The sequence below is a fragment of the Eoetvoesiella caeni genome, assembly GCF_003315175.1.
GTDB lineage: Bacteria > Pseudomonadota > Gammaproteobacteria > Burkholderiales > Burkholderiaceae_B > Eoetvoesia > Eoetvoesia caeni.
This window is the reverse complement of the sequence record NZ_QNRQ01000008.1, coordinates 105,793-127,258: the sequence shown is the minus strand read 5'-3', so window position 1 is coordinate 127,258 and position 21,466 is coordinate 105,793. Positions and strand designations below refer to the sequence as shown.

General features: G+C 61.4%; 18 protein-coding genes. 11 read left to right on the top strand and 7 right to left on the bottom strand.

Translation table 11 applies throughout. The features are described 5' to 3' along the window. Positions 1-42: 42 nt before the first annotated feature. The 3 genes from DFR37_RS15000 to apbC are packed head-to-tail and all read right to left on the bottom strand — an operon-like array spanning position 43 to position 6,556. On the bottom strand, positions 43-3,696 hold the full coding sequence (locus tag DFR37_RS15000; protein WP_242341877.1) for a translocation/assembly module TamB domain-containing protein: 3,654 nt from the start codon (positions 3,694-3,696) through the stop codon (positions 43-45). Beyond that, entirely contained in the window at positions 3,693-5,465 is a 1,773-nt protein-coding gene (locus DFR37_RS14995) for an autotransporter assembly complex protein TamA (protein ID WP_113934095.1), read from the bottom strand. Before DFR37_RS14995 ends, DFR37_RS15000 begins: the two co-directional genes overlap by 4 nt. Before the next feature lie 8 nt (positions 5,466-5,473). Beyond that, a complete protein-coding gene (apbC, locus tag DFR37_RS14990) occupies positions 5,474-6,556 on the bottom strand; it encodes an iron-sulfur cluster carrier protein ApbC (protein WP_113934133.1) in 1,083 nt (360 codons plus the stop codon). 95 nt (positions 6,557-6,651) lie between these two features. Between apbC and DFR37_RS14985 the strand changes: the two genes are divergently transcribed. The 3 genes from DFR37_RS14985 (at position 6,652) to DFR37_RS14975 (ending at position 10,078) form a co-directional block, all read left to right on the top strand. Beyond that, complete coding sequence (locus DFR37_RS14985; RefSeq protein ID WP_113934094.1) at positions 6,652-6,900, top strand: hypothetical protein; 249 nt, start codon at positions 6,652-6,654, stop codon at positions 6,898-6,900. Positions 6,901-7,085: 185 nt separating this feature from the next. After that, positions 7,086-9,158 (top strand): methionine--tRNA ligase, encoded by a 2,073-nt coding sequence (gene metG / locus DFR37_RS14980; protein WP_113934093.1) that lies wholly within the window; start codon positions 7,086-7,088, stop codon positions 9,156-9,158. Continuing rightward, positions 9,158-10,078 (top strand): cation diffusion facilitator family transporter, encoded by a 921-nt coding sequence (locus DFR37_RS14975; RefSeq protein ID WP_113934092.1) that lies wholly within the window; start codon positions 9,158-9,160, stop codon positions 10,076-10,078. The genes metG and DFR37_RS14975 overlap by 1 nt, the downstream gene beginning before the upstream one ends. 61 nt (positions 10,079-10,139) lie before the next feature. On the opposite strand, the gene hpaC is transcribed toward DFR37_RS14975, so the two are convergent. From hpaC to hpaR, 4 genes are all read right to left on the bottom strand, one after another. Next, the gene (hpaC, locus tag DFR37_RS14970) at positions 10,140-10,664 is read right to left on the bottom strand and encodes a 4-hydroxyphenylacetate 3-monooxygenase, reductase component (protein ID WP_113934091.1); all 525 of its coding nucleotides are present in this window, start codon (positions 10,662-10,664) and stop codon (positions 10,140-10,142) included. A 24-nt stretch (positions 10,665-10,688) separates the two neighbouring features. Beyond that, positions 10,689-12,278, bottom strand: a complete 1,590-nt coding sequence (gene hpaB / locus DFR37_RS14965) for a 4-hydroxyphenylacetate 3-monooxygenase, oxygenase component (protein ID WP_113934090.1) — start codon at positions 12,276-12,278, stop codon at positions 10,689-10,691. 133 nt (positions 12,279-12,411) lie between these two features. Then, the gene (gene hpaA, locus DFR37_RS14960) at positions 12,412-13,311 is read right to left on the bottom strand and encodes a 4-hydroxyphenylacetate catabolism regulatory protein HpaA (protein ID WP_113934089.1); all 900 of its coding nucleotides are present in this window, start codon (positions 13,309-13,311) and stop codon (positions 12,412-12,414) included. Beyond that, complete coding sequence (gene hpaR / locus DFR37_RS14955; RefSeq protein WP_170139933.1) at positions 13,311-13,871, bottom strand: homoprotocatechuate degradation operon regulator HpaR; 561 nt, start codon at positions 13,869-13,871, stop codon at positions 13,311-13,313. Before hpaR ends, hpaA begins: the two co-directional genes overlap by 1 nt. 156 nt (positions 13,872-14,027) lie before the next feature. Here hpaR and DFR37_RS14950 point away from each other — a divergent pair, with 156 nt between their 5' ends. From DFR37_RS14950 to DFR37_RS14915, 8 genes are all read left to right on the top strand, one after another. Then, a complete protein-coding gene (locus DFR37_RS14950; RefSeq protein ID WP_113934088.1) occupies positions 14,028-14,705 on the top strand; it encodes a fumarylacetoacetate hydrolase family protein in 678 nt (225 codons plus the stop codon). Further along, positions 14,702-15,469, top strand: a complete 768-nt coding sequence (locus DFR37_RS14945) for a fumarylacetoacetate hydrolase family protein (RefSeq protein WP_113934087.1) — start codon at positions 14,702-14,704, stop codon at positions 15,467-15,469. The genes DFR37_RS14950 and DFR37_RS14945 overlap by 4 nt, the downstream gene beginning before the upstream one ends. Before the next feature lie 13 nt (positions 15,470-15,482). Continuing rightward, on the top strand, positions 15,483-16,937 hold the full coding sequence (gene hpaE / locus DFR37_RS14940) for a 5-carboxymethyl-2-hydroxymuconate semialdehyde dehydrogenase (protein WP_113934086.1): 1,455 nt from the start codon (positions 15,483-15,485) through the stop codon (positions 16,935-16,937). A 101-nt stretch (positions 16,938-17,038) separates the two neighbouring features. Further along, positions 17,039-17,911: a 3,4-dihydroxyphenylacetate 2,3-dioxygenase gene (gene hpaD / locus DFR37_RS14935; RefSeq protein ID WP_113934085.1), complete on the top strand. Its 873-nt coding sequence runs from the start codon at positions 17,039-17,041 to the stop codon at positions 17,909-17,911. Positions 17,912-17,916: 5 nt separating this feature from the next. Next, positions 17,917-18,330: a 5-carboxymethyl-2-hydroxymuconate Delta-isomerase gene (locus tag DFR37_RS14930; protein WP_113934084.1), complete on the top strand. Its 414-nt coding sequence runs from the start codon at positions 17,917-17,919 to the stop codon at positions 18,328-18,330. 15 nt (positions 18,331-18,345) lie between these two features. After that, on the top strand, positions 18,346-19,149 hold the full coding sequence (gene hpaH, locus DFR37_RS14925) for a 2-oxo-hept-4-ene-1,7-dioate hydratase (RefSeq protein WP_113934083.1): 804 nt from the start codon (positions 18,346-18,348) through the stop codon (positions 19,147-19,149). A gap of 39 nt (positions 19,150-19,188) precedes the next feature. Next, the gene (locus DFR37_RS14920; protein ID WP_113934082.1) at positions 19,189-19,983 is read left to right on the top strand and encodes an HpcH/HpaI aldolase family protein; all 795 of its coding nucleotides are present in this window, start codon (positions 19,189-19,191) and stop codon (positions 19,981-19,983) included. Positions 19,984-19,988: 5 nt separating this feature from the next. Continuing rightward, positions 19,989-21,455, top strand: a complete 1,467-nt coding sequence (locus DFR37_RS14915) for an NAD-dependent succinate-semialdehyde dehydrogenase (protein WP_113934081.1) — start codon at positions 19,989-19,991, stop codon at positions 21,453-21,455. Positions 21,456-21,466: the final 11 nt, after the last annotated feature.

Genomic DNA, 21,466 nt, shown 5'->3' with positions numbered 1-21,466 from the left:
CCAAAAGAAAAAATGAAGGACCGGCCTGCGCCTGGTCCACGCTTAATCCCGGAAGATGGTTCTGTAAATCAAGGCAATGCCGGTAACCGTTCCCACGCTAAGGTCAGCCGACAGGCCGCGGGCCAGCTGATAGCTCAGGCGGCCCACCGTCCCGGTTTCGGACAAGGCCTGCTCCAGGCTGACGGTAAGGCCTTCGGACAAGTTCTTGCTGGCGACGACAAACTTGCGTTCGATGTCGCTGGTGCCGCTGTCCAGGCCGCGAACCACGCTTTCGACAGGCAGCAGACTGCCGGTGCTGCCCAGGGTTCCCGACCGCATGCTGATTTCATCCAGCCCGAACTTGCGGTAGAAGGGTTCGCCGCCGGTCAACAGCGACGTGCCCACGGAAAACAGCAATGCGGCATCGCCGCCCGAATCGTCCGGACCTCGTCCCAACAGCAGCCACGACAGCTTTTGCACATCGCTGACATCCGGGTACGATACCAGATCGATGCGCGGGCGCTTTGCCGTGCCGGCCACCCGCACCCCGGCTTCCACCGATAGACCGGTGCGCAAGGCCTCTATGCTTAGCACCGGATTCGAAATGTCTCCCTGGAAGGTCAGGCTGCCGCGCCTTAACTGCAAGTGCTGGCCATATACGTCCAGCGCTCCGCCACGGGTACGCAGCGCGCCCATGGCCGTAAGCTTGCCTTCCTGCATGCTGATGTGCATATTGCCGACCAGGCCGGAATCCACGCCATAGCCGGTGATGTAGAACCGCGGGCCCAGGTCCACGTCCAGCTCCATGGAAATATCCATGGGGGCACTGGCCTTCTGGGTTTGCCCCTTGCGCAAGACCACGACATCGCTGTCGACCACCGGCACGCTGCTAAGCATGTCCAGGTCGACCCAGCCCGCATCGGCGGTAATCTTGCCCGACAGGGAAATCGCCGGAGAAGGCGCATCCACGTGCAATTTGCCGGTAACCATGGCGTAGCGGTCGGAACGCTGCAAGATGGGGTAGCGGTACAAGTCCATATCAAGCACACCGACCGATTCAGCCAGATCCCAGCTGCCGGTAAGCGTCAGGCTGCCGTCGCGGGCGTCGGGGTTGCTGGAAACCCATTCGGCGGTGCGCCACTCTTTGGGGGTAACGCGCAGCCGGGCGGGAAAGCGCAGGCTGTCCAGAACGAAGCGGTCGCCGTCGAAATGCGCCGCCAGGGTGCCGTCCAGCAGCCGCACACCGTCGTCGATACGTACCACCCGAATGCCCTGCCCATTGACCGTGCCGTTGGTCGCCCATGTGCCGTTGGGACGGCTTTGCGCAGACAACTTGGCCTGGACCGACCCGCCGAAGTCCATGGCATCGCCTACCAAAAGGCTAAGCCAGCCCAAATCCTTGATCTCGGCATCAAGCTCGACTGTTTTTACGTCTTTGGGGTTCATCGTAAAGCCGGCCCCGGGCGCACTGTGCAGCAAGGCGCTGGCCGTTGCCTGGGCGCGACCCATTTTGGCGGTGGCCGCGTTGATTTTGGCCGTCAATCTGCTGACCGCGGGGCCTTCCGGCTTGGCGGTCAGATCCACCGAAAAAGTCTGCAAACCCAAGGGGAAATCGGGGTTGCCCGGTACGATAAGGTCGCCCGAGACGCGCTTGATGTGCGCCTGGCCGTCCAGCGCGCCGGCAAACTTCAGGTTCCAGTCGGCGGCGTACACGATTTCCTTGCGCTCGTTGCGCTCGTCCAGAGCCACCACGATGCCGCCGCGGCCGTCGTCGGCCGCATCGGCCACGCCCAGTATCTTTTGCAGTTCGCGCAGCAGGCGCCGCGACACGGCCAGACGGTCGATGGATCCCCGCGTTTCCCATGAACCGTCCCGCCCCTGTGAAGCCAGATGGCGGATCGCCACGCGCTGGTTCAAAGGCAAGCCCAGATTCAGCGTGGCGGCGCCCACCTGCCACTGCCAGGCCGGCGCAAGCGCTTGCGGCACATAGGACACGGCCACGGGCGATTGCAGCTTTACGCCCAGGCCGATATGGCTTACGTCCAGCGTCGTCACCCGCCCCTTCCAGCCCAGCGGCTGCGCTTGCGCGTCCCAGCCGCCATCAAGCGCAATGTTTGCCTGGACCGGCCCCTTGCCCAGCTCTTGCGACTTGCCCGCCTGCGGCGCATACACGGCCTTGAGCCTGGCCTCGTGCTTGGCCAGCGTGCCGGCCAAATGGGCCTGGGCCTGCACCCCGCCAGGCAGGCCGGGCCAGAAATCGGCCAGGCGCGCCGCGGCGACGGTCAAGTCCAGTGCGCTTCCAGGGGCACCCAGCGCCCCCTTGCCCTTAAGGCGGTTGCCGCCCAGACGCAAATCCATATCCAGGTCCGACACCTGCAAGCCTTGCCATAGCTCGGGCGCATCAGGCCGTTGCGGATCGGGCGGCGCGGCAGCCAAAGTATTGATCAGCTCGGCCTTCAGCAGACCCGACAGAGGCTGACCGTTCCAGCGCGAACCTTGGCCGACATCCAGCGCCAAAGCCGCGGACAAGACGTCCTTGCCGTCCTGCAGTTGCGCATCCAGGCCCAGCGTGGCGCTAAGCAGCCCCCCAGGCATGTCCGGCCCCATCAATATCGCCAGGTTCAGCTTGTCGGCCACTATTGAACTGACAATGTGGTCGCGGCTGGCGCCATCGGCCGGGACGGAGTCCACGTTCAAAGCGCCTTTAAGGGAAGAGCCGTCCACCAGATGGATATTGAAGTCGGCCTGACTTAGAGGCAACGCCTTGCGCGGCTGCAATTCGGCGCTTACGTTAAAGCGCACGTCCTGCCCGTCGCCGGCCACTTTCAGGCTCATGTTGTCCAGTGAACCGGTCAGGTCCGCCGTCATGTCCACAGCGCACGCGGCGCTAAGCTGCGCCAGCCGCACAATGCCGCCGTCTTCCGGGCCGGCATCGACGGCCACTTTGGTTGCCGCGTCGGTGGCGGCATCGCCAACCGGTTGCGCCGCCGCCTTCACGGGCACGGCCGCTTTCTTGTCCGGAACCGGCAGGTCGGGCAAGAAGTGGCGCAAGCACAAGAGGGAATCGGGCTGCGAGCTCTGAGCCCGGGTCTTCAAATGGACCGACAACGGCCAGGGCTCGGCCAATTTAAAAACCTTGACTTCGCCTTCGATGCCGGCCTGGATGTTATCGCGGCCAAGCTCCAGGCTTTGAAAAACCAGCGACGCATTCTCGTCGGAAAGCTTCAGGGCCGCCTGAAGATTCTGCACGTCCAGCAGTACCGGCTCGCCGCCAAGGCTCAGGCTAAGATGACCCAGCGCGACTCGATCCAGCAACACTTGAACGGGCAACGCCGGCATGGCGAATGGCGACTCGGACGGCGGCTGGTCCGACTGCAGGATATCGATGGACAGCTTGCCGGCAGAAATTTCACGCGCATGCAGCCGGTGCTGCCAAAGTTCGCGCCAATCGACCTGCAAATTCAGGTCGGTCAAATGGATATCCACCACGGGCGTCTTGACGGCCAGGCGCTGTACGCGCAGCCCCTTCCAGATCGTGCCTTCGATGCCTTGGGCTTCGCCCTGGACCTGCTCCATGGCAGTGCGCAGCGCCCAGCGCGTGCCGGGCTCGGTGCCCACGCACCACACCACGAAACTGACCACGGCAACCAGCAGCAAGACCACGGTCGGCCCCAACCACAGAGCGATTGCGCGCAGACTGCGCGTAACCCGGCTCAAAACGCTATCCCCATTGAAAAGTGCAGGCGCAGCTTGCGGTCGCGCTGGCCGTAGGCCAGGCTGACTTCAAAAGGTCCCGCGGGCGTGCGCACCAGCGCCCCGACGCCATACCCCACGGCCAGCTTCATCTGGCCAAAGGACTCGGCGGCATCGCCGGCGTCCACGAAAACGCTCATGCCCAGTTGCTGGGTAAAGTAATGCATGTACTCCACGCTGGCCACCGCCAGGGCCGGTGCGCCAATGGTGGCGCTGCCCCGGCTAAGGCCTATGCTTTGATATTTGTAGCCGCGTATGGTGCGCGCGCCCCCGGTGCGATAACCGAAGTCCTCGGGCAGGCGCGAAGTCTTGGACCAGACCTTGCCGACCTCGGCGCGCACCGTCAGCACGTCGCGCTTGCCGATAGGCCACCACTGCTGCACCCGCACGCCCGACTTGTAAAAGCCTTCGCCGCGATCCAGGGTCACCCCCGCCCCCAGGCCCAGGTCGACCAGATTGCCTTCCCGCGGGTCGTATTTATCGTTGACATCGCGCCGCAGCCATTGCCAGGTGCCGACCAAAGAAGGCACTTCGTAGGTTTCAGCGCCCTCGATACGGGTCTTGTCATACGCGGCCACCATGCCCCATCGCGTCTCGAACTCGACCCGGCTGTCGCCTGCGGCCTTGCGCTCTTGTGTACGGGTCCAGCCTGCTCCAACGCGGGTGGTATCCACGCCCTCGATATCGGAATGGTTGGCCAGCAGGCCCACGCTGTCTTTATAGCCGTTGACCGTCGGCGCAAAATGCACATCGAAAAACGCCCGTTGCCGGTTTTTGTCGACGCCCACCCCGGTTTCCGTCCAGATGGGCAGGCCATAAACCACGTTGTGCCGGTACAGGGCCTCGACCCGCGCGCCGTTGTCGCTGTCCACGCCCAAAGAGGCGGAAAAGCGGCGGGCCGGCGCTTCGGACACCCGCACCTGCAAAGGCATCTGGACCTCGCCGTTGGGCAGCGTCTTGCGCTTGGCCGCCGAACTATCCAGGGCAACGGATGCGCCGCGGAAAAAGGAAGTGGCTTGCAAAGCCTGCTGCCATTCATCCAGTCTTTCCTGGTCGTACGGAGCGTCGGGCTCATAGCGCACGTAGCGGTCGATCAGTTCGCGCGGCACCCGCTTCAGTCCTATGACCTCGACTTCGCCCATGCGCACCCGGGGTCCGCTGTCGATGGCCACCTCCAGGTCGGCCTTGGCCTCGTCGGCAAGAACCGTGGCCTGCGACTTGGTCATCCGTGCCAGGTAAAAATCCTTGCTGCTGACCTTGTCGATCAGTGCGCCCTTGGCATCGTGCCATTGTTCGTTGATGAAAGGCATGTCGCGGGTAAGCGGCCAGGACTGCTTCAAGGCGTCGAGCCGCGCGGCGAATTCGGGCTGTGCAATTTGCCCGGAGAACCGCAGGTCAACGTCGGCCACCCGGGTCAGCGTGCCGGGCTCTATGGTGATGTCCCAGGTTTCGCCCAGCGGATCCTCGCCGACCTCCAGTGTGACTTTGGCCGAAAAATAGCCTTGGGTTTCCAGGGCCGACAAAGTGGCGTCGCGCGCGCGGCGCCGCAGGCGGGAGACTTCGCCGCCGTCCTGGTCTTCAGCCAGCCGAGTGATCGCGTCGACGGCGCCCACAATGGCCTGCAGGGCCTGCGGCGGCACTCCGCCGGGGTCAATGGTGACCTCCGGCTTGGCGGCAAAAACCCCCTGGGACCATCCCAAGGAAAGGGCAAGGCAGAAAGCGGCGCCCTTCATCGAGCGGTTTATCGGCGCACCACGACGGAAGGCATCTTGCCCGACATATCGGCAGGCAAGGCGGACACTTGAACAGCCAGCTTCCAGGCAATATCCTGATAAAGACCCGCGATCTTCCCGTTCGGCTCGGCCGCAACGCTGGGAGTGCCCGAGTCGGTTTGCGTGCGAATGTCCATTGCCAACGGCAACGCGCCCAGCCACGGCAGGTTGAACTCGGCGGCCATGTCGCGGCCGCCATTCTGGCCGAAGATGGGCTCGGCGTGCCCGCAATTGGAACAAATATGCATAGACATATTTTCGACAATTCCCAGCACCGGGACATCCACTTTTTGAAACATACGTAACCCTTTGCGAGCATCGGCCAAAGCCAGGTCCTGCGGGGTAGAGACGATGACTGCGCCGGCCACGGGCACTTTCTGCGACAGCGTCAGGGCAATGTCGCCGGTGCCCGGGGGCATGTCGATAATAAGGTAGTCCAGGTCTTTCCAGTTGGTCTGGCGCAGCAATTGCTCCAGCGCCTGGCTTACCATGGGGCCGCGCCAGATGGTTGGCGTGTCGTCGCTGATAAGAAAGCCGATGGAATTGGCCTGCAACCCATGGCCGACCAATGGTTCCATGGTTTTCCCGTCCAGGCTTTCGGGCTTGCCCGACAAACCCAGCATCATGGGCACGCTGGGACCATAGATATCGGCGTCGAGCATGCCCACCTTGGCACCCTGGCTTTGCAAGGCCAAGGCAATATTGACGGCGGTGGTGCTTTTCCCGACCCCGCCCTTGCCCGAGGCCACGGCAATGATATTGCGCACATTGGGCAAAGGTTTAAGCCCATGCTGGACCGCATGAGTTACGATATGCAGCTTGCAATCAAGCTTGGCCAGCACTACGCCGTGCGCCGCCAGAGCTGTTTCAATCCGTTGCTTGAGCACGTCCAGGCCATTGTGCAAAGGATAGCCGAGGGCTAAAGTAAGGGTAAGACTTGTTCCGTCCAGCTGTAGTTCGCAGTTTTTAAGTATAGGCCCCAGTTTTTTATTCGTATTAGGGTCTACAACGTCGGCCAACGCCGTACGCAATTGTTCTGGGGTGATACTCATTTTTTTGCCTCGGGTAAAGAAAAACTTCATGGTACAGCCTAAAGGATAGCGGATTCACGGAACTATTTTCGGCCAGAGCTTGCCTCAATATCAAGATGAATACATTTAATCAAATACTTCGCGCCGCCCTTTTCCTGTTGCTGGCTATATTCGGCATGATCATGGCGCTTGTCTTCATGGCTTCCACGGCTATTGCCGTAGCCATACTGTACGTGGTCGCCAGGATCAAGGGCCGCCCTTTTGGCGTACGGGCTTACTGGGAAGAAAGACGCAAGCCGTCCACGCCTTCCCGCGCATTCAATAAAAAAGACGTCGTCGACGTCGAAATGCGCGAAATCCCGTAGCGGTAAACGCCCGCGCTTGCGCATCACGGCCCTTCGATCGGGCCGCGCGCCCTCCATAACCCCAAACTTTCGGTCTATTCATTACAATAGGCCGATACTTTTTTTGCATACGCCCGGTTCCCGCGGACCGGGCAGCCCCGTGTGCAGGCTTCCCACATAACTTTACATTTACTTACGCATAATCCATGTCGCGCACGATATTCGTCACCACCGCACTGCCTTACGCCAATGGCTCTTTTCATATTGGCCACATCATGGAATACATCCAGGCCGATATCTGGGTTCGTACCATGCGCATGTCCGGCCATACAGTGCATTTCGTCGGTGCCGACGACGCCCACGGCGCGCCCATCATGCTCAAGGCGCAGGCTGAAGGCATTACCCCACAAGAACTGGTGGCGCGCTACGCCAACGAACGCCCCCACTACCTGAATGGCTTTCATATCCGGTTCGACCATTGGCATTCCACCGACACGCCCGAAAATACCGAGCTGTCGCACGATATCTATAAAAGCCTGAAGGCGGCCGGCCTGATCTACAGCCGCGACGTCGAACAGTTTTACGACCCGGTCAAGGGCATGTTCCTGGCCGACCGCTACATCAAGGGCGAATGCCCCACTTGCCACAGCAAAGACCAGTACGGGGACTCCTGCGAAGTATGCGGGGCCGTTTATTCGCCCACCGACCTGATTGAGCCGTATTCCGCGCTTAGCAACGCCACCCCGGTCCTGAAATCGTCGGAACACTTTTTCTTCAAGCTGTCCGACCCGCGCTGCGTGGAGTTCCTGCAAGCCTGGACCACCGGCAGCGACAAGCACGGCCACAAGCGGCTGCAAAGCGAAGTGCTGGGCAAAACGCGCGAATGGCTGGGCACCAGCGAAGACGGCAGCGAGGCCAATCTGGCCGACTGGGACATTTCCCGCGATGCGCCCTATTTCGGGATTGAAATCCCCGATGCGCCCGGCAAGTATTTTTATGTCTGGCTCGACGCCCCCGTAGGCTATCTGGCCTCGCTCAAGGCCTATTGCGCCAAGCAGGGGCTGGATTTCGACGCGCTGCTGGACCCCAACGGCAATACCGAGCAATTCCACTTCATCGGCAAGGACATTGTTTATTTTCACGCCCTGTTCTGGCCGGCCATGCTGAAGTTCTCGGGCCGCAAGACGCCCGACGGCCTGCATGTGCACGGTTTCATCACCGTCAGCGGCGAAAAAATGTCCAAGAGCCGCGGCACGGGCATTTCGCCGCTGCGCTACCTGGACATCGGCATGAATCCGGAATGGCTGCGCTATTACATTGCCGCCAAGCTCAATTCCCATGTCGAAGACCTGGACTTCAATCCCGACGACTTCGTCGCCCGGGTCAACAGCGACCTGGTTGGCAAGTACATCAATATTGCCAGCCGTGCAGCCAACTTCATCAGCAAGCACTTCGACGGCCAACTGGCCTATGCGGGCGACACACAGGCCCTGTTGGCCGGCATCGAAGAAACCGCCGACAGCGTGCGCAACGACTTCGAATTGCGCGAATATGGGCGCGCCATTCGGCGCATCATGGCCTTTGCCGACCGCCTGAACCAGGATTTCGATGCGGCCCAGCCCTGGGTCATGGCCAAGGGCATCGCCCAGGCCGGCGACGAACAAAAAGCCGCATTGCAAGATGTTTGTTCACGCGCGCTGGCGGGCTTTCGCGCCCTGACGGTCATGCTTAGCCCTGTGCTGCCGGAACTGGCCGCCACCGTGGCGCAAAGCCTGTTCAGCGACACGGCCCCCTACCAGTGGGCCGACGCCAAGACCTTGCCCGCGCAGATTGCGCCGTTCAAGCACCTGATGCAGCGGGTCGACCCGAAACTGCTCGACGCCCTGTTCGAAGCCCCGGCCGAAGTCCTGCCCGAGCCGGGCGGCGAGCCCATTGCCGACACCATCGACATCAAGGACTTCGCCAAGCTGGACCTGCGCATTGCCCGCATCGTCCAGTGCGAAGAGGTCGAAGGATCGGACAAGCTCCTGCGCCTTAGCCTGGACCTGGGCGAAGGCCGCCATCGCCAGGTGTTTTCGGGCATCAAGTCCGCATACAGCCCCGCCGACCTGGTGGGCAAGCTGACTGTCGTGGTTGCCAACCTGGCACCCCGCAAAATGCGTTTCGGCGTGTCCGAAGGCATGGTGCTTGCCGCCAGCCACAACGACGCCAGCGTCGATTCGGGCCTGTACATTCTAGAGCCCTGGGAAGGCGCCCAGCCGGGCATGCGCATCAGCTGATGGAAAAAATCCAGGATCCCACCGCACGCCATCAAGCAGGCAGGACCAGTACCCTGGTCAGCGTGGCGGTCAATATATTCCTGACCGTCGTACAGCTTGCCATCGGCCTGTTCGCGCATTCGCAGGCGCTGGTGGCCGACGCCATCCACTCCTTTTCGGACCTGCTGTCCGACGCCGTGGTGCTGGTTGCCAACAAGCACAGCCAGAAGGCGCCCGACGCCGACCATCAGTACGGGCACCTGCGCTTTGAAAACGCCGCTTCGCTGATTCTCGGCGCCCTGCTGCTTTCGGTTGGCATAGGCATGCTGTGGACGGCGTTCAGCCGCCTGCAAAGCCCCGAGGAAATTCCCACCGTACATACCGTAGCCCTGGTCGTCGCCCTGTTTACGCTGGCGGCCAAGGAAGGCCTGTTCCGCTACATGCTGCGCGTGGGCGAGCGCGTGCGCTCTTCCATGCTTATCGCCAACGCCTGGCATGCCCGCTCGGACGCGGCTTCGTCGCTGGTGGTGGCGCTGGGCATTATCGCCAACCTGGCCGGCTTTCCGCTGGCCGACCCGCTGGCGGCCCTGATTGTTGGCCTGATGGTGGCGCGCATGGGCTGGAAGTTCTTTTTCAACTCGTTCAGCGACCTCATGGACCGGGCCGTGGACGACGACACCGAAAACCGCATTCGCCAGCATTTGCTTTCCACGCCTGGCGTGCAAGGCATCCACGACCTGAAAACCCGCAAACTGGGCGACATGATCTGGGTGGAAGTGGACCTGGAAATGGACGCCACCCTGACCATTGCGCAAGGCCATGCCATTGCCGTCAAGGCGCGCGCCAAGGTCATGGCCAACGAGCACGTGCTTGACGTCATGACCCACTTCGACCCGGTGGACGTAAAAAAGAAAAACGGCTCGAACGAGCCTGCGCTCTAGTGTCAAAAACCCCGGCGTATGCCGGGGTTCTTCATTCAGCCAGCCATAACCAGACAGGGCGTCAGTTATTCTCGGCAACCGGCACGGCGGCCGGAACCCGGTGGAACAAGCGGCTGAAATACACCAGGCCGTCGCCGCCCTGGGCATGCAGGTCGATGGTATCCAGCTCGACTATCATGACCGTGTGCGTGCCCAGTTCGTCGGCGCGAATAATGCGCCCCTGCAAATTGGCCAGCGCCTCTTCAAGCATGGGCTGGCCGTGCCCGGGCTCTGCCCAGCAAGGCTGGGCAAACCGGTCTTCCATGGGAATACCGGTCATTCCCGCAAAATCGCGCGCCAGGCCTTCCTGTTCTGCCGAAAGCACATTGACGCACAGCTTGCCGTTGGCCTTGAAGACGGCGTTCATGGCGCTGGAGCGGTTGATGCAAACCAGCAAGGTCGGCGGCGTGTCGGTGACAGAGCACACGGCGGTTGCCGTGACCCCGCAACGGCCGCCCTGCCCGTTGCTGGTAACGATGCTGACAGCCGCGCCCAAACGTGCCATGGCATTGCGAAAATCGCCGCGCTTGCTATCGCAGTTTTCCATTAGATTCTCCCGACGCGGGCAATGTCATTTTTGGCGCAACTGATCCAGTACATTGATGTCGTCGTTATTGTGCAGATGCGGAACCAGCCAACCGTTTTGATCGTAGTCGGACAGACACTTATCCACCAGTTCGGTCATTTTGCCTAATGTACCAGAGCCTTGCGCATGGCGCAGGCACTGCAGGCGGATCTCGTCCTGGTTGCCGGCATAGTTGATTTCATACAGTTCGTGGCGGCCCCCGAACTCGGTGCCGATTGCATCCCACAGCAGCTTCAGGGTCTTGATGCGTTCAATGTGGTCGATGCCGTCCGAGCCTCGCACATAGCGCGACAAATAATCATTGAGCGCCGGATTGTTCAAGTCGCGTACACCGGAAGGCAGGTAAATGAGGCCGCTGGCGACGATTTCTTCAATGACCTTCTTGATGGCGGGATACACCTGCGGCGCCAGGACGCGGTATGCATGCTGCGCCTCCTGGCAGGACGCATAGCTGTCGTTATGCCAGGAGTAGGCGTTGCCTATCATGGCCTCGGTCAACGACCAGAACATATTGCGCCAGGCCAGGACCTCGCCCACTTCGGTCTGCACGCCGCGAAAATCCATGGTGCCGGTGCACTTCAGCGCCTTGACCAGCAGGCCGCTGATGAAGTCCAGCTTGACGGCAAAACGGGTGCAGGCCTGCAAGGGGAAAAGCCGGCCGAAGCCCGCGTGCGGAAACCAGTTGCGGCAACGCTCGATGTCGCGATAGATAAGCACGTTTTCCCAAGGGATGAAGGCGTTATCGAAAATCAGGATGGCGTCGTTTTCGTCGAAACGGCTGGACAAAGGGTAGTCGAAAGGCGAACCCATGGCGCCGGCGGTCAGCTCGTACGAGGGGCGGCAAACCAGCTTGACGCCCGGTGTGTTCATGCCCGCGATGAACATCAGCGCCAGGTCGGTATTATCGCCCAGCAGGCCCGCCGAACCCTGGCCGATGAAGTTGTAGTGGGTCAGCGCCGAACCGGTGGCGACGACCTTGGCGCCGCTGACGTAAATGCCTTCTTCGGTTTCACGCTCGACCGACACATAGACGTCGCGCACTTCGTCGACCGGCTTGTTGCGGTCGATGGGCGGATTGACGATGGCGTGGTTCAAATACAGGCAGGCTTCCTGAATACGCTTGTACCAGGTGCGCGCATTGCCTTCGAACTTGCCGTAGAACTCGGGCACGATGCCCAGGGCGCTGCCGAAGGCGGCCTTGTAGTCCGGCGTGCGGCCCATCCAGCCGTAGGTCATGCGCGACCAGGCCGCAATGGCGTCGCGCTGTTCGCGCAGTTCTTGCGGGCTGCGGGCAAAGCGGAAGAACTTGTGGGTGTAGCCGCCGTTGCCGGTATCGGTGTCCCAGCATAGTTCGTCTTTGTGCTTGGGGTCGTGCAAGGCGTCGTACAGGCTGGCCATGGTGGCCACGGAATTACGAAACGCCGGATGCGTGGTTATATCGGTAACCCGGTCGCCGTAAATGTAGATTTCACGGCCGTCACGCAGCGACTCCAGGTACTCGGCACCGGTAAAGGGGCGGTTTTTCTCGGCGCGGACGTCTTCGGGATAAGTGTGGGGTAGATCGCTGGGCTTCATGCATGTCTCCTGATTCTGGTTGATCTTTAGCGTCCCGTCCTTGACTTGCGTTCAGTCAGACAAGGCTATAGCAGGATAATGCCGCCTTTTTACACCAAGCCCAATGCACGTAAGCTGGAATCGTTGGTACTTTTCATGGGGTACGGGCCTGGGCCTGTTCGCGCCATTCGCCAGGGGCCGCCCTGGCATGCCTGCGAAAGAAACGGCTGAAATACGATACATCAACAAAGCCCAGGCCGTAAGCGATTTCGGTCACCGAGGCCGAAGAAAAAAGCAGCAGCCGCTTGGCCTCTTGCAGAACCCGGTCATGCACCAGGCGCTTTGAGGGAATATCGGCCACCCGCCTGCATATGTCGTTTAGACGCGTTTCGGTCAACTTCAGTTCAGCGGCGTAGCGCGCAAGTTGCCAGTGTTCGCGAAAATGCGCCTCGATAAGCTGGTTGAAGTCCTGGAACATCTTCACGTCCACCTGGCGCAAAGCCCGGTTGGGCGACGGCCCCGACGACGAAGCCAGGCGCGCCATCGAAACAAAGCCCAGCCGCGTCAACGCCAGCAAGTTCAAATCACGCCCCGGATTGCTGGCGGCAAACTCGGTGCGTATCAATCCGCAATAATCAAACAGCCTCTTGGCCTCATCCGCATCGCCGCCCTGAAGCTCGATGCACAGCGGCTGGTTCAGGCGCTGGCCAAGCAAGCCGGTGGGCTCCTCGCTGAACAGATCCCAAAGCACGTTCTGGCGGACCGAAAGCACGTAGCCTTCGGCGTCGTCGCTGATGACAAAGGCGTGGGTCATCGACGGCGGCGTCAGGAAGAACAGCGGCGCCTTGGCGTGATAGTAGGAATCGTCCAGTCTTAAATGGACTTCGCCCCGCGCAAGCAAATGCACCTGGAATACGCGCGCATGGCGGTGGGCCACCATGTTGCGCCCGAAGAAGTCCGCCATGCGGCCCAAGATCTCGCAGTGCACTTCAACATCTTCGTGCCGAAGATCATAAGTGCGGCCCACGTCGATATTGAGTATGGCCGAGCTCATCAGGCATCAACCGGCACGCCGTTTTTTTTGCTTTTGGACTGCTCGCCCGCGCCGGCCGAACGCTTGCGTGGAGCCGACCGCCCCGCCACGCGCCTGCTGGCTTCCGGCAGGTCTACCAGGTCGATGGGGCCTTTTTGGTTGGCCAGGAACAGGTCCAGCGCCATATACAGGTTGCGCACCGCGTCGGCGCCGATATTCTCTTCCAGGTTGGCATACTGCTGCTCGATAAGCGGAGCGATCGTGCGGATAAGAGCGCGGCTGCGGGAAGTCAGCGAGACCAGGATGCGACGCTGGTCGGTGTCGACGCGGTTGCGCTCGACCAATTGCATTTCTTCCATGCGGGCCAATACCCCTGCCAGGCTAGGGCTAAGAATATGGCAGGTTGCGCAGATCTGCCATTGCTCCATGGCCTGGCCGTTGTCGCTGATTGCGCGGATGACGCGCCATTGCTGCTCGGTCAGCCCGTGGTGATTCAAGATACGGCGGAAATTGCTCATGACGCATTCGCGCGCCTGCAACAGCAGCAGGGCCAGATTGCGGTGTTTCAGGGTTTCTTCCATAGTTTTCCTGTCTTGCCTCAGATCCGTGAAGAAGCCAGAGCGGCCGGCATGCAGTCTATTTGCATGATTCCGTTGACAACTAATATATTAGCAATTAAATTATAGAACATATTAGTTAATTTGAATAAAAACTTACATGGAGGTCAAAACCTGACCATGCGCGCAAATAATTTACCGGCGCCGATCCGGGGCACCATCTACGGTGTCGTCCTGAACGACCGCGGCTCGGTCGAACGCCTCGGAGCCGAACTGAACGAAGCGCCGTACAAGGCGCCCCCCAAGGCCCCCATACTGTATATCAAACCGGCCAATACGCTAAGCCCCGACGGTGCTCGGGTAGCCCTGCCGCAAGGCGCGAGCCAGGTCGAAATCGGCGCGACCGTCGGCGTCGTCATCGGCCAGCCGGCCTCGCGCCTTGGGCTGGAAAACGCGCTGGCCGCGGTTCAAGGCTATGTCGCCGTTGCCGACCTCAGCCTGCCCCACAGCAGCTATTACCGCCCCGCCATACGCGAAAAGTGCTTCGACGGCTCTTGCGTATTTGCCGGCGAAATCGCAGCCGCCGGCGGTGTACAGGACGCCCGCGCGCTGCAAGTCCACACCTTCGTCAATGGCAAGCAAGTCGGCCAGTGGGGTCTTGACGAACTGGTCCGCAGCGTGCCGGAATTGCTGCGCGACGTCAGCGAGTTCATGACCCTGAACCCCGGCGATGTGCTGCTGGTCGGCGTGAAGTGGCAGGCTCCCACCGCCGCGCCCGGCGACACCGTCAAGATCAGCATAGCCGGCGTAGGCCAGCTGGAATTTTCCATTCACTCCGAAGCAGGGAGCGCCGCATGAAACGAGGCCGCATATTCATCAATGGCGCCGTCCACCAGGTACACGCCGACCAGGACGGCAGTGTCGTCCTTGCCGACGGCACAAAGCTGGCCCAAGACAAAGTCCAGTGGCTGCCGCCCATCGAGCCAGGCACCATCTTTGCCCTGGGCCTGAACTACGCCGACCACGCCCGCGAATTGGCCTTCAAAGCCCCCGAACAGCCGCTGGTCTTCCTGAAGGGCCCTAACGCCCTGGTCGGGCATAACGCCTTTACACCCCGCCCCGCCAGCGCCGACTACATGCACTACGAGTGCGAGCTGGCCGTGGTTATCGGCAAAACCGCCAAGAACGTCAAGCAGGAAGACGCCTACGACTACATTGCCGGCTATACCGTAGCCAACGACTACGCCATACGCGACTACCTCGAAAACTATTACCGCCCCAACCTGCGCGTCAAGAACCGCGACGCCTGCACACCGCTGGGCCCATGGCTGGTCGACGCCGCCGACATCGCCGACCCCATGGATTTGCGCCTTAGCACCTCGGTCAACGGTAAAATTACCCAACAGGGCACTACCAGCGACATGGTGTTCAGCATTCCCTGGCTGGTCGAATACTTGTCCGCCATCATGACGCTGTCGCCCGGCGACATCATCCTGACCGGAACGCCCGAAGGCTTGGTCAATGTCGTCGCCGGCGACGTCATCGTTACTGAAATCGAAAACGTGGGACGCCTGGTCAATACACTGATCGACGACCAGGATTATCTGAACCGCAACATCTGACTGGCAGCTAAGCATGATCAAACATCTCATTAACGGCAAGCAAGTTGAAAGCAAAGAAGTTTTCGAAACGCTGAACCCGTCCAACAACGAAGTCCTGGCCGAAGTCGCGCGTGGCGGCGAAGCCGAAGTCAACGCGGCCGTGCAGGCCGCCAAAGAAGCCTTTCCGGGCTGGGCCGGCAAACCCGCCGCCGAGCGCGCCAAGCTGATGCGCAAGCTGGGCGAACTGATCACCCAGAACGTGCCCGAGCTGGCCGAAATGGAAACCCGCGACACCGGCCAGGTCATCGGCCAGACCAAAAAGGCGCTCATTCCGCGCGCCGCCGACAATTTCCATTTCTTTGCCGAGATCGCCGCCCACATGGACGGCGAAAGCTATCAGTCCGACACCGGCCACCTGAACTACACCATGTGGAATCCCGTCGGCGTCTGCGCGCTTATTTCGCCCTGGAACGTGCCGTTCATGACGGCCACCTGGAAAACCGCGCCCTGCCTGGCGTTGGGCAATACCGCCGTCATGAAGATGTCCGAGCTTTCGCCCCTGACAGCCACCCGCCTGGGCGAACTGGTGCTTGAAGCCGGCATCCCCGCCGGCGTATTCAATATTGTGCACGGCTACGGCCAGGAAGCAGGTGAACCGCTTATCCGCCACCCCGACGTGCGCGCCATTTCGTTCACCGGCAGCACGCTTACCGGCAACCGCATCGTGCAACAGGCCGGGCTTAAAAAGTTCTCGATGGAACTGGGCGGCAAGTCGCCCTTTGTCGTGTTCGACGACGCCGACTACGAACGCGCCCTGGACGCCGCGCTGTTCATGATCTTCTCCAACAACGGCGAACGCTGCACTGCCGGTTCGCGCATCCTGGTCCAGCGCGGCATTTACGACAAGTTCGTCGCCGACTATGCCGCCCGCGCCGCGCGCCTGACGGTCGGCGACCCGCTCGACCCCAACACCATTGTCGGCCCCATGATCAGCCGCGCCCACCAGCAAAAAGTGGCGCACTACATCGAACTGGGCAAGAAAGAAGGCGCCCGCGTTGTGTTCGGCGGCGGCACGCCCGAAGTGCCCGACCACCTGAAGAACGGCAACTGGATCCAGCCCACGGTATTCGCCGATGTCGACAACCGCATGCAAATCGCCCAGGACGAAATCTTCGGGCCGGTGCCCTGCCTGATTCCCTTCGAAACCGAAGCGGACGCATTGCGCATTGCCAACGACACGCAGTACGGCTTGTCTTCATACATCTGGACCGAAAACACCGGCCGCGCCCTTCGCATGGCGCGCGGCGTCGAAGCCGGCATGGTGTTCGTCAACAGCCAGAACGTACGCGACCTGCGCCAGCCCTTCGGCGGCGTCAAGGCTTCGGGCACCGGCCGCGAAGGCAACCATTACAGCTTCGAAGTCTTCGCCGAGGCCAAGAACGTATGCCTGTCGTACGGCAGCCACCCGATTCCGCGCTGGGGCGTTTAATTCCATGTTCAACTCAAGCGCAGATGTGAAGATAAAACGCGCTTAGGTTTGATATAAAAGTGGCATAAGCGCGCTTTGGTTAAAATTTTTAGAGGCATATCATGGGCAAACTGGCTCTGGCAGCAAAAATCACCCACGTTCCGTCAATGTACTTATCGGAACTGGACGGCCCCCACAAAGGGTGCCGCCAGGCCGCCATCGACGGCCACTACGAAATCGGCCGGCGCTGCCGCGAACTGGGCGTGGACACCATCGTGGTGTTCGATGTGCACTGGCTGGTCAATTCCGAATACCACATCAATTGCGCACCGCACTTCAAGGGCGTATATACCAGCAACGAGCTGCCGCACTTCATCAAGAACCTGCCCTACGAATACCCGGGCAACCCCGAACTGGGCCAAATCATTGCCGATACCTCCAACGAAATGGGCGTGGTCGCGCGGGCCCACCGCGACACCACGCTGGAACTGGAGTACGGCACCCTGGTTCCCATGCGCTACATGAATGCCGACCAGCATTTCAAGGTGGTGGGCGTTTCGGGCTGGTGCATGTGGCATAGCCTGGAAGAAAGCGCGCGCTTCGGCCTGGCTGTACGCAAGGCCATCGAAGAGCGCTACGATGGCACGGTTGCCGTATTCGCCAGCGGCTCTTTGTCGCACCACTTCGCCACCAATGGCACTGCGCCCCAATTCATGCACAAGGTCTACAGCCCCTTCCTTGAAAAGGTCGACCACGAAGTGGTCGAGATGTGGAAGCAAGGCGACTGGGGCACCTTCATCGACATGCTGCCCATGTACAACGAAAAATGCTGGGGCGAAGGCGGCATGCACGACACCGCCATGCTGCTGGGACTGCTGGGCGGCAAAGACTACGACCAAGGCGTGGAAATCATTACGCCCTACTTCGGCAGTTCGGGCACGGGGCAAATCAATGCCATCTTTCCCGTTACCCCCCTGAAAACCGCCACAGCCTGAACGCCATGCCGCACCTTACCCTGGAATACACCGCCAATATCCGCCCCAACGCCGACATGAAGGGCCTGTGCGCCAAGCTGGCGCGCTGCCTTATCGCCCAGCAGGCCGACGGCAAGGCCGTCTACCCCATAGGCGGCATCCGGGTGCGGGCCTACCCCACCGAAGACTATTGCATCGGCGACGGCACGATCGAAGCCGCCTTTGTCCATGCGTCATTCAAGATAGGGGCCGGGCGCAGCGAACAAACCAAAACCAGCACCGGCGACGCCTTGTTCGAAATCATGAAAGAACATTTCGCGCAGATCTATGGGCAAACCGGCCTGGCGCTGTCGCTGGAAATCGGCGAATTCAGCGAAGCCGGCACCTGGAAGCACAATAATCTGCACGCACGCTTTCGCGCCGCGCAAGACAAAAAATAACCTCAAGACAAAAGCATGCTACCTCTGAAAACCATACAGGACCTGGCCCTGCAACTGCACCAGGCCGAAAAAGACCGCACCCAGGTACGGCACTTCTCGCAAGCCCATCCCGAGATGACCATCGAAGACGGCTATGCCATCCAGCGCGAATGGGTCAGGCTCAAGCTGGCCGAGGGGCGTGTCATCAAGGGCCGCAAAATCGGCCTGACCTCGCGCGCCATGCAGCAATCCTCGCAAATAACGGAACCGGACTACGCGCCCTTGCTGGACGATATGTTCTTCGAGCAAGGCAGCGACATCCCGTTCACGCGCTTCATTGCGCCGCGCGTCGAGGTCGAGCTGGCCTTCGTGCTGGGCAAGCCGCTGAAGGGCCCAGGCGTTACCGTGTTCGATGTGCTGGCCGCCACCGAATACATCACTCCCGCGCTGGAAATCATCGACGCCCGCATCGAACAGTTCGACCGCGACACCAAGGCGCCGCGCAAAGTCTTCGACACGATTTCCGACTTTGCCGCCAACGCCGGCATCGTCACCGGCGGGCTGCCGGTACGGCCCGACAGCGTGGATATGCGCTGGGTCGGCGCCATGCTTTACCGCAACGGCGTCATCGAAGAAACCGGGCTGGCCGCCGGGGTGCTCAACCACCCAGCCAACGGGGTAGCCTGGCTTGCCAATAAAATAGCCCCTTACGGCGAACAGCTCAATGCCGGCGACGTCGTGTTGGGCGGCTCGTTCACGCGCCCCGTCAGCGGCGCGCAGGGCGACACATTCCAGGCCGATTACGGCAAGCTGGGCCAGATTGCCTTTCGCTTCGTTTAATAACAACTAAACTAATAGTCATACGCAGGAACCCCGAACATGGACATGCCCCGCAATACATTCAAACAAGCGCTTTCGCAACGCCAGGCGCAGGTCGGCCTATTCCTGGGGCTGGCCAACCCGATCAGCGCGGAAATCCTGGCCACCTGCGGCTTCGACTTCCTGCTTATCGATGCTGAGCACGGACCCAACGATGTGCGCGCGGTGCAAGCCCAGCTGCAAGCCATGGCGGCCTATCCGGTGCAATGCCTGGTGCGCCCCGCCAACCACGACGCCGCGCTGATCAAGCAGCTTCTGGGCGTGGGCGTGCAAACCCTGCTGGTGCCCATGGTAGATAATGCCGAACAGGCCCGCGCCGTGGTCAGCGCCATGCACTACCCGCCCAAAGGCATACGCGGTGTGGGTACTGGCCTGGAACGCGGCGCACGCTGGAATGCCGTGCCCGACTATTTCGCCCAGGTCGAAGCCAACACCTGCCTGATCGTGCAAATCGAATCGCGCACCGCGCTGCAAAACCTGGACGAGATCGCCCAGGTGGAAGGCGTTGATGCGGTTTTCCTGGGGCCCTCGGACTTGGCAGCTTCCATGGGCCACCTGGGCCAGCCGGGGCACCCCGAAGTCAAGGCCGCCATCGAACAGGGGCTCAAGCGCATTACCAGCCACGGCAAAGCCGCGGGCGTGTTCTGCGCCGACCCGGCGCTGGCCGCTCCATACCAGGCCAGCGGCGCCAATTTCCTGGCCCTGGGCGCAGACACCGGCCTGCTGCGCAGCGCCGCGACCAAGCTGCTTAACACTGTCCGCCCGTCGGTCCGGGTGGCTGGAACTGGATACTAGACATCATGCAAGCGTACAACCCCAAGCTCGCCGACCCCACCCTTTATCGCCAGCAAAGCTATATTGACGGCCAATGGCAGGACGCCGACAGCGGCGCCACGCTGGATGTACTGGACCCCGCCACAGGCGAAACCATTGCCACCGTGCCCATGGCCGGCGCCGCCGAAACGCGGCGCGCCATCCTGGCCGCCGAGCAGGCCCTGCCGGCCTGGAAGGCCAAGACCGCCGCCGAGCGCTCGCGCATCCTGCAAAAATGGTTTCAGCTGCTGCTGCAGCACAAAGAAGACCTGGCCCGCCTGATGACGCTGGAACAAGGCAAGCCGCTGGCCGAGTCGCGCGGTGAAATCGGCTATGCCGCCTCTTTCATCGAATGGTTTGCCGAAGAAGGCAAGCGGGCCTACGGTGAAGTCATTCCTTCGCCGTTCAGCGACCGCCGCCTGGTGGTGCTGAAGCAACCCATCGGCGTTTGCGCCGCCATTACGCCATGGAACTTCCCGGCCGCCATGATTACCCGCAAAGCCGCGCCCGCCTTGGCCGCCGGCTGCACCATGGTCGTCAAGCCGGCCGAACTGACACCGCTTTCGGCCCTGGCGCTGGCCGAACTGGCCGGCCGCGCCGGCATTCCGGCCGGCGTCTTCAATGTGGTTACGGGCGACCCGCGCGCCATCGGCGGCGAGCTTACCTCCAACCCCATCGTACGCAAGCTCTCGTTCACCGGTTCAACCGAAGTCGGCCGCCTGCTGATGGCGCAATGCGCGCCCACCCTGAAAAAGCTTTCGCTTGAACTGGGCGGCAACGCACCCTTCATCGTCTTCGACGATGCCGATGTCGACGCAGCCGTCCAGGGCGCCATCGCCTCCAAATACCGCAACTCCGGCCAGACCTGCGTTTGCACCAACCGCTTCCTGGTGCAAGCGGGCATCTACGACGCCTTTGCCAAAAAACTGGCTGAAGCCGCCGGGCAAATGAAAGTGGGCAACGGCCTGGAGGCCGGCGTGGTCCAGGGCCCGCTTATCAACGAAGCGGCAATGCAAAAAGCCGAGCGCCTGATAGCCGACGTCAAGGCCAAGGGCGGCCAGGTCGCTGTCGGCGGCGGCCGCCACGCCTTGGGCGGCCAATGGTTCCAGCCCACCGTGCTGACAGGCGTAACGCCCCAGATGGACGTGGCCAAGCAGGAAATCTTCGGGCCCGTCGCCCCGCTGTTCCGTTTTGAAGACGAACAGCAGGCCATTGCCATGGCCAACGACACGGAATTCGGCCTGGCCGCCTATCTGTACACCAAGGATTCCGCACGCCAATGGCGTGTTTCAGAAGCGCTGGAATACGGCATGGTGGGTGTCAACACCGGCATGATCTCCACCGAAGTCGCGCCTTTCGGCGGCATCAAGAATTCCGGCCTGGGCCGCGAAGGCTCGCGCCACGGCCTGGACGACTATATGGAATTGAAATACATGGCGATAGGCGGCGTTTAATTCCGCCGCGC

Coding starts and splice junctions, on each gene's coding strand:
- DFR37_RS14995 (WP_113934095.1), bottom strand. CDS start 5,465: ATGAAGGGCGCCGCTTTCTGCCTTGCCCTTTCCTTGGGATGGTCCCAG.
- apbC (WP_113934133.1), bottom strand. CDS start 6,556: ATGAGTATCACCCCAGAACAATTGCGTACGGCGTTGGCCGACGTTGTA.
- DFR37_RS14985 (WP_113934094.1), top strand. CDS start 6,652: ATGAATACATTTAATCAAATACTTCGCGCCGCCCTTTTCCTGTTGCTG.
- metG (WP_113934093.1), top strand. CDS start 7,086: ATGTCGCGCACGATATTCGTCACCACCGCACTGCCTTACGCCAATGGC.
- DFR37_RS14975 (WP_113934092.1), top strand. CDS start 9,158: ATGGAAAAAATCCAGGATCCCACCGCACGCCATCAAGCAGGCAGGACC.
- hpaC (WP_113934091.1), bottom strand. CDS start 10,664: ATGGAAAACTGCGATAGCAAGCGCGGCGATTTTCGCAATGCCATGGCA.
- hpaB (WP_113934090.1), bottom strand. CDS start 12,278: ATGAAGCCCAGCGATCTACCCCACACTTATCCCGAAGACGTCCGCGCC.
- hpaA (WP_113934089.1), bottom strand. CDS start 13,311: ATGAGCTCGGCCATACTCAATATCGACGTGGGCCGCACTTATGATCTT.
- hpaR (WP_170139933.1), bottom strand. CDS start 13,871: ATGGAAGAAACCCTGAAACACCGCAATCTGGCCCTGCTGCTGTTGCAG.
- DFR37_RS14950 (WP_113934088.1), top strand. CDS start 14,028: ATGCGCGCAAATAATTTACCGGCGCCGATCCGGGGCACCATCTACGGT.
- DFR37_RS14945 (WP_113934087.1), top strand. CDS start 14,702: ATGAAACGAGGCCGCATATTCATCAATGGCGCCGTCCACCAGGTACAC.
- hpaE (WP_113934086.1), top strand. CDS start 15,483: ATGATCAAACATCTCATTAACGGCAAGCAAGTTGAAAGCAAAGAAGTT.
- hpaD (WP_113934085.1), top strand. CDS start 17,039: ATGGGCAAACTGGCTCTGGCAGCAAAAATCACCCACGTTCCGTCAATG.
- DFR37_RS14930 (WP_113934084.1), top strand. CDS start 17,917: ATGCCGCACCTTACCCTGGAATACACCGCCAATATCCGCCCCAACGCC.
- hpaH (WP_113934083.1), top strand. CDS start 18,346: ATGCTACCTCTGAAAACCATACAGGACCTGGCCCTGCAACTGCACCAG.
- DFR37_RS14920 (WP_113934082.1), top strand. CDS start 19,189: ATGGACATGCCCCGCAATACATTCAAACAAGCGCTTTCGCAACGCCAG.
- DFR37_RS14915 (WP_113934081.1), top strand. CDS start 19,989: ATGCAAGCGTACAACCCCAAGCTCGCCGACCCCACCCTTTATCGCCAG.